The 14,000-nt window shown below is 50.0% G+C and carries 15 protein-coding genes; 1 reads left to right on the top strand and 14 read right to left on the bottom strand.

Going from position 1 to position 14,000, the window contains the following annotated elements; genetic code table 11:
- Positions 1-30 precede the first annotated feature (30 nt).
- The 14 genes from ACG2XO_RS10950 to ndk form a co-directional block, all read right to left on the bottom strand.
- Positions 31-216, bottom strand: a complete 186-nt coding sequence (locus ACG2XO_RS10950) for a DUF2065 domain-containing protein (RefSeq protein ID WP_410498020.1) — start codon at positions 214-216, stop codon at positions 31-33.
- Positions 213-1,091, bottom strand: coding sequence for a protease modulator HflC (gene hflC, locus ACG2XO_RS10945; protein ID WP_410498019.1), 879 nt, complete (start codon positions 1,089-1,091; stop codon positions 213-215). The genes ACG2XO_RS10950 and hflC overlap by 4 nt, the downstream gene beginning before the upstream one ends.
- A 12-nt stretch (positions 1,092-1,103) precedes the next feature.
- Positions 1,104-2,276, bottom strand: a complete 1,173-nt coding sequence (gene hflK, locus ACG2XO_RS10940; RefSeq protein ID WP_410498018.1) for an FtsH protease activity modulator HflK — start codon at positions 2,274-2,276, stop codon at positions 1,104-1,106.
- On the bottom strand, positions 2,277-3,383 hold the full coding sequence (gene hflX, locus ACG2XO_RS10935; protein WP_410498017.1) for a GTPase HflX: 1,107 nt from the start codon (positions 3,381-3,383) through the stop codon (positions 2,277-2,279).
- Between the two features lie 120 nt (positions 3,384-3,503).
- Complete coding sequence (gene hfq, locus ACG2XO_RS10930) at positions 3,504-3,755, bottom strand: RNA chaperone Hfq (RefSeq protein ID WP_410498016.1); 252 nt, start codon at positions 3,753-3,755, stop codon at positions 3,504-3,506.
- Between the two features lie 91 nt (positions 3,756-3,846).
- Positions 3,847-5,199, bottom strand: coding sequence for a ribosome biogenesis GTPase Der (der, locus tag ACG2XO_RS10925; RefSeq protein ID WP_410498015.1), 1,353 nt, complete (start codon positions 5,197-5,199; stop codon positions 3,847-3,849).
- Between the two features lie 9 nt (positions 5,200-5,208).
- Entirely contained in the window at positions 5,209-6,330 is a 1,122-nt protein-coding gene (gene bamB, locus ACG2XO_RS10920) for an outer membrane protein assembly factor BamB (protein ID WP_410498014.1), read from the bottom strand.
- Between the two features lies 1 nt (position 6,331).
- A complete protein-coding gene (locus ACG2XO_RS10915; RefSeq protein ID WP_410498013.1) occupies positions 6,332-6,961 on the bottom strand; it encodes a YfgM family protein in 630 nt (209 codons plus the stop codon).
- Position 6,962: 1 nt separating this feature from the next.
- Positions 6,963-8,249 carry a histidine--tRNA ligase gene (hisS, locus tag ACG2XO_RS10910; protein ID WP_410498012.1) on the bottom strand — a complete coding sequence of 429 codons (1,287 nt, stop codon included), beginning with the start codon at positions 8,247-8,249 and terminating at the stop codon, positions 6,963-6,965.
- 27 nt (positions 8,250-8,276) lie between these two features.
- The gene (gene ispG, locus ACG2XO_RS10905; protein WP_410498011.1) at positions 8,277-9,551 is read right to left on the bottom strand and encodes a flavodoxin-dependent (E)-4-hydroxy-3-methylbut-2-enyl-diphosphate synthase; all 1,275 of its coding nucleotides are present in this window, start codon (positions 9,549-9,551) and stop codon (positions 8,277-8,279) included.
- Between the two features lie 19 nt (positions 9,552-9,570).
- A complete protein-coding gene (locus tag ACG2XO_RS10900) occupies positions 9,571-10,506 on the bottom strand; it encodes a helix-turn-helix domain-containing protein (protein ID WP_410498010.1) in 936 nt (311 codons plus the stop codon).
- The gene (locus ACG2XO_RS10895) at positions 10,499-11,260 is read right to left on the bottom strand and encodes a hypothetical protein (protein ID WP_410498009.1); all 762 of its coding nucleotides are present in this window, start codon (positions 11,258-11,260) and stop codon (positions 10,499-10,501) included. Before ACG2XO_RS10895 ends, ACG2XO_RS10900 begins: the two co-directional genes overlap by 8 nt.
- Positions 11,261-11,270: 10 nt before the next feature.
- Positions 11,271-12,395 (bottom strand): 23S rRNA (adenine(2503)-C(2))-methyltransferase RlmN, encoded by a 1,125-nt coding sequence (gene rlmN / locus ACG2XO_RS10890; protein ID WP_410498008.1) that lies wholly within the window; start codon positions 12,393-12,395, stop codon positions 11,271-11,273.
- A 25-nt stretch (positions 12,396-12,420) separates the two neighbouring features.
- On the bottom strand, positions 12,421-12,846 hold the full coding sequence (gene ndk / locus ACG2XO_RS10885; protein WP_410498007.1) for a nucleoside-diphosphate kinase: 426 nt from the start codon (positions 12,844-12,846) through the stop codon (positions 12,421-12,423).
- Between the two features lie 198 nt (positions 12,847-13,044).
- Here ndk and ACG2XO_RS10880 point away from each other — a divergent pair, with 198 nt between their 5' ends.
- The gene (locus ACG2XO_RS10880; RefSeq protein WP_410498005.1) at positions 13,045-13,923 is read left to right on the top strand and encodes an SPOR domain-containing protein; all 879 of its coding nucleotides are present in this window, start codon (positions 13,045-13,047) and stop codon (positions 13,921-13,923) included.
- Positions 13,924-14,000: the final 77 nt, after the last annotated feature.

The following is a 14,000-nucleotide window of genomic DNA, read 5'->3' as shown; positions in this document are numbered from 1 at the left end:
TAGTGTGGGCAGCAATACCCCTAAAAGGGGCTAAATCACCGCCAGCGAAATTAATAAACCAGCAATCAAGGAGCAAAATCCGATCAAGCGAATCTGGCCATCACTCATTTCCGACATGCGTTTTAACGTTGCACGCCAGATGTGCGGCAGGGCAAAAGGCATGATGCCTTCAAATACCAACATCAAGCCCAAACCCAGCCACAGCACCGAGCTCATTTAGCCGACCCTGCTCTCGGATTTTTCATGTACTTGAAGAAATCGGCACTTGGGTCGATGACCATCACGTCGCTTTTCTTGGCAAAGCTTTGTTTATATGCATCCAAGCTTTTGTAGAACGCATAAAACTCTGGCGTTTTACCATAAGCTTCCGCATAAATTGCAGCGGCTTTGGCATCACCCTCACCTTTCATTTGCTGTGCCTGATTGTAGGCATCAGCCAGAATCACTTCACGCTGCTTGTCTGCATCGGCCTTAATTTTTTCGGCAGCAGCACTTCCTTCGGCGCGCAGCTGACTGGCCACGGCTTTGCGTTCGGATTGCATGCGCTCGTAGACCGAGTTGAGCGTGCTGTCTTCAAGTTCAACCCGCTTGATCCGCACGTCCAGTACCTGCACACCAATTCGGGCTGCATCGGCATCGGCGACTTTACGAACATGCGCCATCACGTCATCACGCTGACCAGAGATCACATCCTGCACGGTTCGTTTACCAAACTCATCGCGCAGCATGTTATTGACCGTATTGCGCAAGCGATCCACGCCCTTACGTTGATCAACCCCCACAGCCTTGTAATATTTTTCTACATCGACAATCTGGTATTTGATAAAGCTATCCGCTTTCACATTCATTTTTTCGATCGTTTGAATGCGGGCAGGCATAGCCTCATCAATCGTCTGAATACGTTTATCGAAATAACGGACTTCCTGCAATAGCGGTATCTTGAAATGAAATCCGGGTTCTTTAATGACGCGCACGGCTTCCGAAAACTGGAAAACAATTGCGTATTGACGTTGATCCAGCGTAAAGAAAGTCAATGAAAATGCAAATAGCGCCAGCAGCAAACCACCAATCAAAGGCATGATTTTGTTCATTTGTTTCGCTCCTTATCGACCGTCACGCTCGCCGCGACCAAGGCGGGAAACTGGATTTTCGTTCGACTGGGCGACGGGTGTTTCAGCCACTTTACTGGTGGCAGCCGTACCCGTTTCATTTTGTCCGTTCATTTGCATCAACTTATCAAGCGGCAGATAAAGCAAATTGCCATTGCTTTTTTGATCAACCAGTACTTTGGTGGTGTTCTGATAAACCGTCTGCATCGTATCGAGGTACATCCGATCACGAGTGACTTGCGGTGCTTTGGCATATTCGGCGGCAATTTGTTTAAAGCGGGATGCATCACCTTCGGCACGCGCCACGACCTGCTGGCGATACCCTAGGGCTTCTTCATTCAAACGTGCAGCCATACCGCTGGCTTTTGGCACCACATCATTGGCATATGCAGTACCTTCATTGATCAGACGGGCCTTATCCTGACGGGCTTTGACTGCATCACTGAATGCGGCCTGCACTTGCTCCGGCGGTTGAACATCGGAAATATTGACTCGGGAAACCGAAATACCCGTCCCATATTTGATCAGCAAGTTTTGAATAATTTCTTTGGTATCTTCACCAATCTTGCCACGCCCTTCATTCAGGACATAATCGACTTTGTTCTTGCCAACAACTTCACGAATGGCTGTTTCAGCGGCTTGCTTAACAACGTCCCGACCGTCCTTATCATCAAGACGATTGTTAAACAGAAAATCACGCGCCGAATTGAGGTTGTATTGCACCTCAAGCTGCACTTCGATGATATTTTGGTCGCCGGTCAGCATCATGCTTTCATCACCGGCAGCCGCCGAGCCGCGCACCCCCACTTCAAGGCTGCGTAATTCAGTCATGTTGACGATTTCACGAGCCTCGATCGGATAGGGTAAATGCCAGTTCAAACCGGCCTTTTCTACCGTCTGCGTATATTTGCCAAAACGGGTAATCACCGCATTCTCGCGCTCATCAACGACATACACGCCAGAACCGACCCACAAAACAAACAAGCCCGCGCCAATGACTAGCGCGCCTGTAGAACCACCATTCCCACCTTCAAAACTTGAAGGCGTTCCCGGTTTTTTACCCAAAAAACGGTTTAATTTGTCGAGCATTGAGCGGAAAATATCGTCCAAATCAGGAGGTCCATTTCCTTTGCGGCCACCACCCCATTGCGGATCATTTTGACTCATTTATTCTTGTTCCTTTTCTGATTGGCTCATTGCTTCAATCAACGCGGCACGGAGTAAATCAAGACCATTACCTTCAATCGCACTTAATTTAACCGTATGGATTTTATCATACTCATCGCGCAGCAATTCTGCCGGCAGCGCCTTTTGATCAATCTTGTTGAAGACCATCAACTGGGGGATTTGTTCCGCACCAATTTCTTTTAACACCTTATTAACTTCGGCAATTTGCAATTCACGCATCGGATGGTTGATGTCAACGACATGCAGTAATAAATCAGCATTCACCGTTTCTTCCAATGTGGCCCGAAATGCCGCCACCAGGGTATGTGGCAATTGCCGGATAAAACCTACTGTATCGGACAATACAATCGAATGCTCGGCATCCAGATATAATTTCCTGCTAGTGGTATCCAGAGTTGCAAACAATTGATCTGCAACATAAATCTTTGCTTTGGTCAGTGCATTAAACAGTGTCGATTTACCCGCATTGGTGTATCCGACAATCGAAACGGTAAACTGCCCCGTTCTCTCTCGCGATTTTCGCTGCGTCGCCCTTTGCTTTTGTACTTGTGCGAGCTGATCTTTCAGGCGTTTGACACGGATCCCGATCAAACGACGATCGGTTTCAAGCTGGGTTTCACCAGGACCACGCAATCCCACGCCACCCTTTTGCCGCTCAAGGTGAGTCCAACCACGAATCAGTCGCGTTTGAATGTGCGCCAATTGAGCCAGTTCAACTTGCAATTTACCTTCGGCAGTACGTGCACGCTGAGCAAAAATATCAAGAATCAAGGTGGTACGATCAAGCACACGACACTGGGCTTTACGCTCTAGATTTCTTTCTTGCGCGGGGGATAACTGATGATTGAAAATCACTAACTGAGCTTGATGTTCAGCGACTGCTTGGGCTATTTCATCTGCTTTGCCACTTCCGGCAAAATATGCGGCATCAGGACGCTGACGCTTGCCTTCAATAATTTGCAGTGGCTTAACACCGGCAGACTTCACCAATTCAACAAACTCATCGATCCCATCTCGGTAATCGGGTTCGCCAAAATCGAGGCAAACCAAAATTGCCTCATCACCGCCCTGATGGCGTTCAAACATGCCTACCTCAGTCTCAAATCATCAAATATACAAATGGGGTCAGCTACACAAAAAGCAAGCAGAAAAAACCCCGAAAGAACCAATCTTTCGGGGTTTGAGCTCATTTTAGCGATGCTACAATCAGTTATCTGCCACCGCAGCAGCAGGATTATCATGCGGCACAGTCACAGAACGCGATGGTACAACCGTAGAAATTGCATGTTTGTAAACCATTTGCGTTACCGTATTACGCAGCAATACAACGTACTGATCAAACGATTCAATCTGGCCTTGCAACTTGATGCCATTTACCAAATAGATTGACACTGGCACATGCTCTTTGCGCAAGATATTCAAAAAAGGATCTTGCAACATTTGCCCCTTAGCACTCATTTTTATTCTCCGGTTTGTTATTGTTTATCCGTCTATACGGCTTGAGTCAAAACTCTTGGATTTATAGTACAGTTCCCATCAGCCTTCAATATTACTTATTACCACGCCGATTCAATTTTGGAGGTGCCTTACCTTCAAATGGGTTGCCTCCTTTCTTGAATTGCACCCTCAATGGCGTACCCTGTAATTTGAACGTTTTGATGAAAAAATGTTCCAGATAACGCCAATATGCTGCAGGCACTGCTTCAAGCGCATTACCGTGAATCACCACTATAGGCGGATTACTGCCCCCCTGATGCGCATACCGCATTTTTGGGCGAATTTTGCCCGCGATTGGCGGCTGCTGGCGCTCCATGGCCAACTGCAATGCACGAGTCAATTTTGGCGTCGGGATTTTGATCATCGCAGCATCATAAGCCTGATGGATCGAGCCAAAAAGATCAGCGACTCCCTTACCCTGTAATGCCGAGATATAGTGAAACTTTGCAAAATCAAGGAAGGCCAGTTTACGGCCAATTTCGCGCTTAATGGTATTACGCTGATCTTCATCAGCGGCTTCCCACTTATTGATCGCCACCACCAAAGCCCGGCCTGACTCTAATACAAAGCCGGCAATTTTGGCATCCTGATCCGACACGTCCTGTGTCGCATCAAGCACGAGAATCACCACATTACAATCTTCGATCGCCTGCATCGTTTTAATAACCGAAAATTTCTCGATCATGTCGGTTACTTTACCGCGACGACGCACACCGGCCGTATCAACCACGGTGTAATTTTGCCCATTTCGTTCGAAATCAATAAACACCGAGTCACGCGTCGTACCCGGTGCATCAAAAGCAATTACACGCTCTTCACCAAGAATGGTATTGACCAGTGTTGATTTACCAACATTCGGACGACCTACAATGGCAAAAATCGGGTGAGTGATTTCTTCTTCTGGCTCAGGCTCAGGGAAGCCTTCCAAAATTTCATTAATCAGATCACGAACACCCTCACCATGCGTTGCGGAAATGGCTACCGGATCGCCCAAACCCAGCTCATGAAACTCGGCGGTCATCACCGCGCGGTTCATCCCTTCGATTTTATTTACTGCAACCCAGACAGGACGATCACCCTGACGCAGGCGATTGGCAATGATTTTATCTTGCGGCGTTAAACCATTACGGCCATCAACAATAAATACAATGGCATCAGCTTCATCAACAGCCTGCAATGTCTGCTTGGCCATTTCAAACATAATGCCTTCATCAATCACCGGTTCAAAACCACCGGTATCGATGACCAGATAAGGCTTTTCGCCCACCTTGCCATGACCGTAGTGGCGATCACGCGTTAAACCCGGCTGATCAGCCACCAGCGCATCACGTGTTTTGGTAAGACGATTAAAAAGAGTCGATTTGCCCACATTCGGGCGCCCCACAAGGGCAATAGTTGGTTTCATTCAATTCTCTTACTGTGCACCCAGCAGATACAAGCTGCCTTTGCGAGTCTGCACCAAGGCTTGCGAGCCAATGGATTGGGGGGCTAAATAAATACGACTGCCATCGGTGGCCTGCTGGCCAACCAAAGACCCATCTTCAGGGTCAAGATAGTGCAAATAACCGTCTAGATCACCGACCACAACCTGATTACCCAATACTGCAGGCGCACTAACAAAGCGGTACGCCAACTGTTCCTGCTTCCAGACCGAGCGACCTGTATTGCGCTCGAATGCCTGAATATGCCCTTTTACATCTGTTACATAAACATTGCGTTCATCAATTGCCAGACCGGACCAGCTTGAGATTTCACGAGTCCAAACCAGAGCGCCATTCTTGGTATTGATACACGCGACGCGCCCCTGATAAGCCACCGCACAAACCATATCGGCATGCACAACAGGCGGAGCGACAATATCGGTCACACGTTCAATTTCACTCGCACCTCGGGGCAAAGCAATCGGCGCCTCCCACAAAACACGCCCATCGTTCAGAGCCAATGCAGTCAGGCGTCCTGCCGCCTGCCCGACATAAACAATGCCATCGGCAGAGACCGGAGGCGCATAATTACGCAATTGCAATGCAGGCTGCGGACGCTGGTAAAACCATTTCAGCTCGCCCGATGCGGCAGAAAATGCACTCACCTTGCTATCGTTCGAACGAACAATCACCAAACCGTTTTCGACGATGGGAGAAGCAATCACTTCACTCGACGTTTTTGCGCTCCACAACACTTTGCCTGTGCTTTGCTCCAAGGCCAGCACTTCACCTTTCAAGCTACCCACCGCGACCAGATCAGCACCAATCCCGATGCCACCTGCGATAGACTGAGATAATTTTTGTCTCCATTTAGCCTGACCTGTCGCGCGATCAAGTAAAGCAACTTCATTGCTCCCACCAGCCACTGCGACCGAATCACCCCAGAATGCAGGCTGAAAACGATAGGCGGTCTCATCACCAATTGAGGCCTGCCAAAGGTTTTTTGCTGTACTGCTGCTTTTGAGCGCAGGCAAAGCAGACGGCTCGACAACATTGCTGGTGCTTGAGCAAGCGCTCAGCCCCAAAACGATCAAGGTACATAAGAAAACACGCATTTTACTTGACTCCAAGCACATCAAGTTTCACCTCAAGCAGCTTCAAATTTGGCGCGTCTTTAGGCAACTTGGCGATGGCCTGACGATATGAATCTGCTGCGCCAGCCTTATCATTTTTCGCCAGTAGTACATCACCACGCATTTCTGCAAATAGCGGTGAATAGCTTTCTTCTTCCGGTGTTTTCACCAGATTCAGCGCCTCATCCAGTTTTTGCTCATCCATCAGCACGGCGGCCAAACGCAATTTGGCAGAATCACGCAAATTCACCTCTTTAGCGTTAGCAATGACCCAGTTGAGTTCTTCTTTCGCCTTGGCAGGATTACCTTTCATATAGGCCAATTTGGCCGCAGCCAATGCAGCTCGGGCAGTATAAGGCGTCGATTTGTAATCATTTTTCAGTGCAGCCAACGTAACATCAAACTTGCTTTGATCCATCGCCTGAGATTGCAATTGAACATATAGATCAGCTGCTTTGGCCGCCTGACTTTTCTGCCACGTTTGCCAGCCAGTCCAAGCAGCGTAGAGTACCAGCGCTGTAGCGATGGCCGTAGCCAATGATTTACCCCAGCTTTGCCACCAGGCTTTGAGCTCGGCGATCTGTTCTTGTTCTTGTAAGTCAAAAGCTGCCATGTTATCCCTGTCCTTGATGAGTAAGACTACAAATCACACTTGCTAACTGATCTTGCGCAACGGTTTGTTGCTCACCTTGTTGATCACCTGTGAGCACTTTGATATTTACCGTCGCGGCTTCCATTTCGCCTTCACCAATAATCACGGCCAAGCGTGCACCTGATTGGTCGGCTTTCTTAAATTGCGACTTAAAACTGCCACCGCCAGCATGATATATCACATTCAGCCCCAGAGCTCGCATCGTGCGTGCAGCAATGAAGGCATAACGTGCAGCGGCCTCGCCCTGACTCACCACATAAACATCGGGACTTGCCAATGGAACAGCGATATTTTGCGCCTCAAGCAAGAGCAACAGACGCTCTATTCCCATCGCAAAACCCACCGCCGGACAAGGTTTTCCGCCCAGTTGTTCAACCAGACCGTCATAACGGCCACCAGCGGCCACCGTTCCTTGCGCACCCAATTCAGTAGTGATCCATTCGAAAACAGTGCGGTTGTAGTAATCCAGCCCCCGCACCAGACGCGGATTGATCACATAAGAAATACCGGCGTCGTCTAGCAAAGCCTTCACGCCGGCAAAATGCGCTTTGGATTCTTCACCCAGAAAATCAGCCAGGCGCGGCGCTTTTTCGGCCATGTCCTGCAAAGCAGGATTTTTGGTATCTAAAACTCGCAAAGGGTTGGTATATAGCCGGCGACGGCTATCTTCGTCCAGTACATCAACATACCCCTCAAGGTATTTGATGAGCTCGGAACGATGCGCAGCGCGCTCATCCGCATTACCCAGCGAATTGATTTCCAGCGTCAAACCAGTTAAACCCAGACGCGGCCATAAATCGGCCAGCATCAGAATCATTTCGGCATCAACATCCGGCGTCGCAAAACCGAAGGCCTCAACACCGAGCTGGTGAAACTGGCGCAAGCGGCCTTTTTGTGGACGTTCGTGGCGGAACATCGGACCGGTATACCACAGGCGCTGGGTTTGATTATACAAAAGACCATGTTCGATGCAGGCGCGCACGCAGCCTGCAGTACCTTCTGGGCGCAAAGTGAGCTTTTCGCCGTTCAGACTATCTTCGAAGGCATACATTTCTTTTTCGACAATATCGGTATGCTCACCGACGCCGCGAACAAACAAATGCGTTGATTCAACAATTGGCATCCGGATCTGGTGGTAACCATACGCCGCCAGCCATTCGCGCGTAACCCGTTCAAAAAATTGCCAAGTCGGCGTTTCCTGCGGCAGCACATCGTTCATGCCGCGAATACCCTGAATGGTTTGAGCCATTTTTATTCTTCAACCTAAAACTTAAAATTAAATCTGCGCGAGCGGGATGATTTTCGGTGCGTCAACACGGCGTTTTGCACCATTTTCCCCATACCGCGTCACGACGTAGTTCTCGACAATGGCCTGAAACTCCTCCGCCACATGATCGCCTTTCAGGGTCACATCTTTTTCACCGTCAACATAAACCGGACAAACCGGCACTTCACCTGTTCCCGGCAAGCTGATTCCGATATCGGCCAGCTTGGATTCGCCAGGGCCATTGACGACACAACCCATCACAGCGACTTTCATTTCTTCGACGCCCGGGTATTTTGCACGCCAGACCGGCATTTGTTCGCGCAGGAAGTTTTGAATATCCTGTGCCAGCTCCTGAAAAACCGTTGACGTCGTACGCCCACAACCAGGACAAGCGGTGACCAGCGGAGTAAAACTGCGCAAATCCATCGTTTGCAGCAACTCCTGCGCAACAATGACTTCCTTGGTACGATCACCATTAGGCTCAGGCGTCAGGGAAATCCGAATCGTATCGCCGATGCCTTCCTGCATCAGGATGGCCAATGCCGCGCTTGAGGCGACGATACCTTTGGAGCCCATCCCTGCTTCGGTCAACCCCAAGTGCAATGGATAATCACAGCGCGCACCCAGGTCGCGGTACACAGCGATCAAATCTTGCACATGCGAGACTTTGCACGACAGCAAAATTTTATCTGGCGACAAACCCCATTTCACCGCCTGCTCAGCCGACTCCAAAGCTGAAACAATCAGGGCTTCACGCATTACCGCTTCGGCGGTCAAAGGTTGAGCGCGTTTTGAATTTTCATCCATCATCCGGGCGGCAATGCTCTGATCGAGCGACCCCCAGTTGACGCCGATACGAACCGGCTTATTGTATTCAATTGCTTTTTCGATCATAAACGCGAATTTTTCATCACGTTTACTGCCCTTGCCGACATTACCCGGATTAATCCGGTATTTCGCCAAGGCCTCGGCACAATCGGGGTAATCACGCAGCAAACGATCACCGTTAAAGTGAAAGTCGCCCACCAGCGGGACTTTACAACCCCAGTTTTCCAGCTTGGTTTTGATATTGGCGACTTGCGCCGCTGCTTCGGCGCTATTGACGGTAATACGCACCGCTTCAGAGCCGGCACGCCACAGCTCGAACACTTGACGCGCAGTGCCTTCCGCATCGGCGGTATCGGTATTGGTCATTGATTGCACCATGACCGGGTGATCGCTACCTACCCACACATGGCCAATTTGTACTTGGCGGGTTTTACGACGCTGTATCGGGCTAAACATGAATTCTTTCAATTCCAGATTATTTCACTTCCAGGTTAACAACATCCGAGCCGGGCTTGAGATGGCTGCTCAAATCGACCGGTCGACCTTGAATCGTCAGTTTGGTTTTGGGTGCGTTCCCCACTTTGACTGCAAAGGGAGACAAACCGACCACTTTGCGCTCATAACCTGGGCGAACAATTTCGGATAACACCTGATTGCCATTGCGATCAATAATCTGCACCCAACTGTCTGATTCGGTCACGATACTCATGTCCACACTGCCGGCAGCGACAGCCGAAGCCATTGAAGCTTTGGCCGCAGAAGTCAGTCCAGATGCAGCAGAAGCTATTTTAGTCTGCACCATTGATGCCACTGGCTTGGATGCCAGCACTGCAGTTGCACTGGATGCAGCACCTGCCGACATCAGCGATGACGCAGCGGTCGGCTCGACAGTTGGCAAAGCTTCAGCCACAGCACTGGCAGCCGATGCATCTACTAACTCCAACGCTGCCGGGGTTGGTAAAGCCACATCCGGAGTCGTCGGCTGCTGTAGATACCAGTAAACCAGTCCGATCCCAATCAGCGCCCCGAGCAAGGAAACCACCACCGGCTTGGGCGAACCCTTTTCACCGACATGATGCTGACTTTCAGGAATAACCGGCCCAGCCTCGACGTATACCGCCCTAGAGCTTACCTGCTGTTCATCACGAGGCAATACCTCATGCAGGTATTCCAGCAAAGGTTCGGCATCAATTTGTACCAGCCGCGCATAATTACGCACAAAGCCGCGAATAAACAAATTGCTTGGCAACTGGTCAAAATCTTCATTTTCCAGCGCCTGAATCTGGCGACGGGAAAGCTTAAGCTGCCCTGCGACGTCATCAATCGAAAATCCCATTGCTTCACGAGCCGTGCGCAATTGTCGGCCAGCAGGCAGGAAAGGGCTTGGGTTGGTTTCTGGCTGTTCAGTCATATTGTCCGGTCAAAAGCTTGGTTGCCTCTAGCGAATCGGGATGATTGCGGCGCAACTCGCTGGCATAACGAGCCTCCGCTTCCTTGTTGCCAATTTTACGTTCTATACGCACCCCCAGCCAGAGCAGCTCGGGGGGCGCTTTGGGAATCGCCCGCAAAACATCGATAAACAATTGTTTGGCTTGCGGCAGCTCGCCTTCACTTAGCAAAAAATTGGCGACCTGGAATTTCACTTGCAAACTGCTCGTCCGTTGCTTGCTCGCACGGTCGAAATACTGCTTGGCTAATGCTTTATCACCGGCTTTCAGACTGCAATTGGCTGCCGCGAGTAAAGTCAGATCCGGCGTTGGATATAAAGTGGTTCCCAACACGACCTCATAGCGAGCCAAACCGGCTTGATGCTCGCCACGCTCGCACAGATAGTTGCCATAATTTTGGTTGATATCCGGATCTTTTGGCGCAGCCTGCATCGCCAGTTCAAAATACTTGCGCCCCTGTGCGTCGTCCTTGAGCGCCACATAGGCCACAGCCAGCACATTCAGCGCTTGCGGGTAATTGGCAACCGCATCTAGCGCCTTGTTCGCCTCGTCGATCGCAATCGTATAAGCGCCGCGTCGATAATACTCAGAAGCCAAACTGGTACGAGTTGCTGCGCGCTGCTGATCGGAAGTTAATTCTTCGTCGGCCTGCGCCAGCGGCACATATGCCGTAAACGAGAAAACCAGCGACACTGCAAGCAAGCCGTACTTTTTCATGATCACTGCCTTATTTTTGTTGAAACAAAATGGGGCGAGTTTCGGCCAGTTTTTCTGTTCGGCGGGTTTTATCGAGCACCTGCCCTGCCAATTGGCCACACGCCGCGTCAATATCATCGCCACGGGTTTTACGCACCGTCACGATATAGCCAGCCTGGCTGAGAATATCACGGAATCGGTTAATTGCTTCACGCCCAGAACGTTCATAACCCGAATTCGGGAACGGATTAAATGGAATCAGGTTAAATTTACATGACACCGAGCGAGCCAGATCAACCAATTGACGCGCATGTTCAGGCTGATCATTAATGCCTTTCAACATCACGTACTCGAAGGTCACAAAATCACGTGGCGCTTTTTCCAGATAACTATTACAGGCATTAAGCAATTCTTTTAATGGGTATTTTTTATTGATGGGTACGATTTCATCGCGGATTTTATCGTTCGGCGCATGCAGGCTTACAGCCAGTGCGACCGGACAATCTTCACGCAATTTGAGCAACTGGGGCACCATACCTGAAGTCGACAAAGTCACCCGACGACGCGATAAACCATAGGCATTATCATCGAGCATCAAACGCATCGCGGATACAACATTATCGTAATTGGCGAGCGGTTCACCCATCCCCATCATCACAACATTCGACACGATACGGGTATCGTCATTCACCACATTACCCAATCGCGCGGCGTCAAACGACAGGCGCTGGTTCGCCCACCATAGCTGACCGATAATTTCTGCCGTACTCAGATTACGGTTAAAGCCCTGACGTGCAGTCGAGCAGAAAGTGCAATCGAGCGCACACCCTACTTGACTCGATACACACAAAGTACCGCGATCATCTTCGGGGATGAAAACCGCTTCGACGCCATTGCCGGTACCGACGTCAAGCAACCATTTGCGAGTACCGTCATTGGCAATCTGTTCGGCCATCATTGACGGCGGAGCAACACAGGCTTGCTCGGTCAGCTTCTGACGAAACGACTTGGCAATATCGCTCATCACGTCAAAATCAGCGGCGCCGCGCTGATGAACCCACTTGAGCAATTGCTTGGCACGAAAAGGTTTCTCCCCCATTTGCACCATCAATTGGCCGAGTTTCTCAGCATCGTAATCCAGCAAATTTAATGACATGACTGTGTGCTCCGCGTCGCGCAACTTAAGCGCCGTAAACTTCTGATGCAGCAAAGAAATAAGCAATTTCAATCGCTGCATTTTCCAGGCTGTCTGAACCATGCACTGCGTTCGCGTCGATGCTGGCTGCAAAATCAGCGCGGATCGTACCCGGCGCAGCTTCTTTCGGATTCGTAGCGCCCATCAGTTCGCGATTTTTCAGGACGGCGTTTTCACCTTCCAAGACTTGAATCATGACCGGACCTGAGATCATAAAGTTCACCAGATCGTTAAAGAAAGGGCGCTCTTTATGAACGGCGTAAAAACCTTCGGCTTCAGCGCGTGACAATTGCTTCATTTTGGCAGCAACCACTTTCAAACCGGCAGACTCGAAGCGGTCGTAAATTTTACCGATAACATTTTTAGCCACTGCATCTGGCTTGATAATCGAAATAGTGCGTTGAATCGCCATTTTTGATACCCCAAGAAAAAATTCAAATGTTCAATTTGACCAACAAAACCGAAAGATCATTGCGAGCCAGGCCTTTTTTCAGCTAGCCTTCTGCAAAGAGCAAAGCAACAAACCTTCAATGCCAGCCCGCCCGTCTTGCTAAAGTCCAGGCAAATAGCCGATCATTATACCACTTAATACAATTGACAAGCAGACACAATGAGAGACGGACTTGACCCCATCTTGCAAAAAAAAGAGCAGCAACAACTCAAAAGCCAGTTACTTTGGCGCCTTGGCGTTGCCAGTGCGCTGATTGCCATCATTCTCACCGGCATTTCCTGGCTGGAAAAAGCGCAAAAAGAACTCGAACCGAAAGAGCCGCCCCCCCGCATTGCGCCGGAGATCGCCAGCGACCCAGCTAAAATTGCAGCCGAACTGCCTGCCATTACCGAAACCCCGACCATCGCACCAGTCGCTTCGACGGCCTCGACGATAGAACCAGCCAGCCCTACGCCTCAGCTGACAGCGAGCCCGAGCGCCAGCCCCTCGCCAACCCCATCGCCGAGCGCAAATCCAACGCCGACGTCCATGGTAACGGCAACGGCTATCATGGCGACAAGTACCCCCAAAGCCGCCACAAGCAAAAACGAGCTACCCAAACTACAAAAAATCAACAACGTCCCCAAAGCGGCTCCCCAAGCCACACCCACATTACCCCCCAAGAGCATCAAGCTAGAGCCCAACCCAACAAAGGAAACTAAGGCAATACCCCCTGCAAACCGTTTTAGCGCCATGTTTGAACCCGACCTACCCAAGGCGACGTATACACCGATTCCCGCAATCAACAATACCGCCATAAAACCGGCCAGTAACTTCCCGGCCCCAGTTAGCAACTCACGCGGGTTTAGCGTTCAGGCCGGTGTTTTTTTATTGTCGAATAATGCAGAAAAGCTGCTCGGACAACTTCAACAGGCAGGCATTCCGGCCTATCTGGAAACACGGGTACAAATTGGACCATTCAAAAACAAGGCCGAGGCCGATGCTGCAGTCAAAAAGCTCAAGGCCATGGGCATCACACCAGTGGTCAAAACCGAGTAAGCGCGCCAAATACAATCATTGAAAACCCAATAAAAAACCGCCTGCATGGCGGTTTTTTATTGAATCAAAGGCCGCAG

This window comes from Chitinibacter sp. S2-10, from assembly GCF_046530675.1.
Lineage (GTDB): Bacteria > Pseudomonadota > Gammaproteobacteria > Burkholderiales > Chitinibacteraceae > Chitinibacter.
The sequence above is the reverse complement of the archived record's forward strand: the minus strand, read 5'-3'. Positions and strand labels throughout refer to the sequence as shown.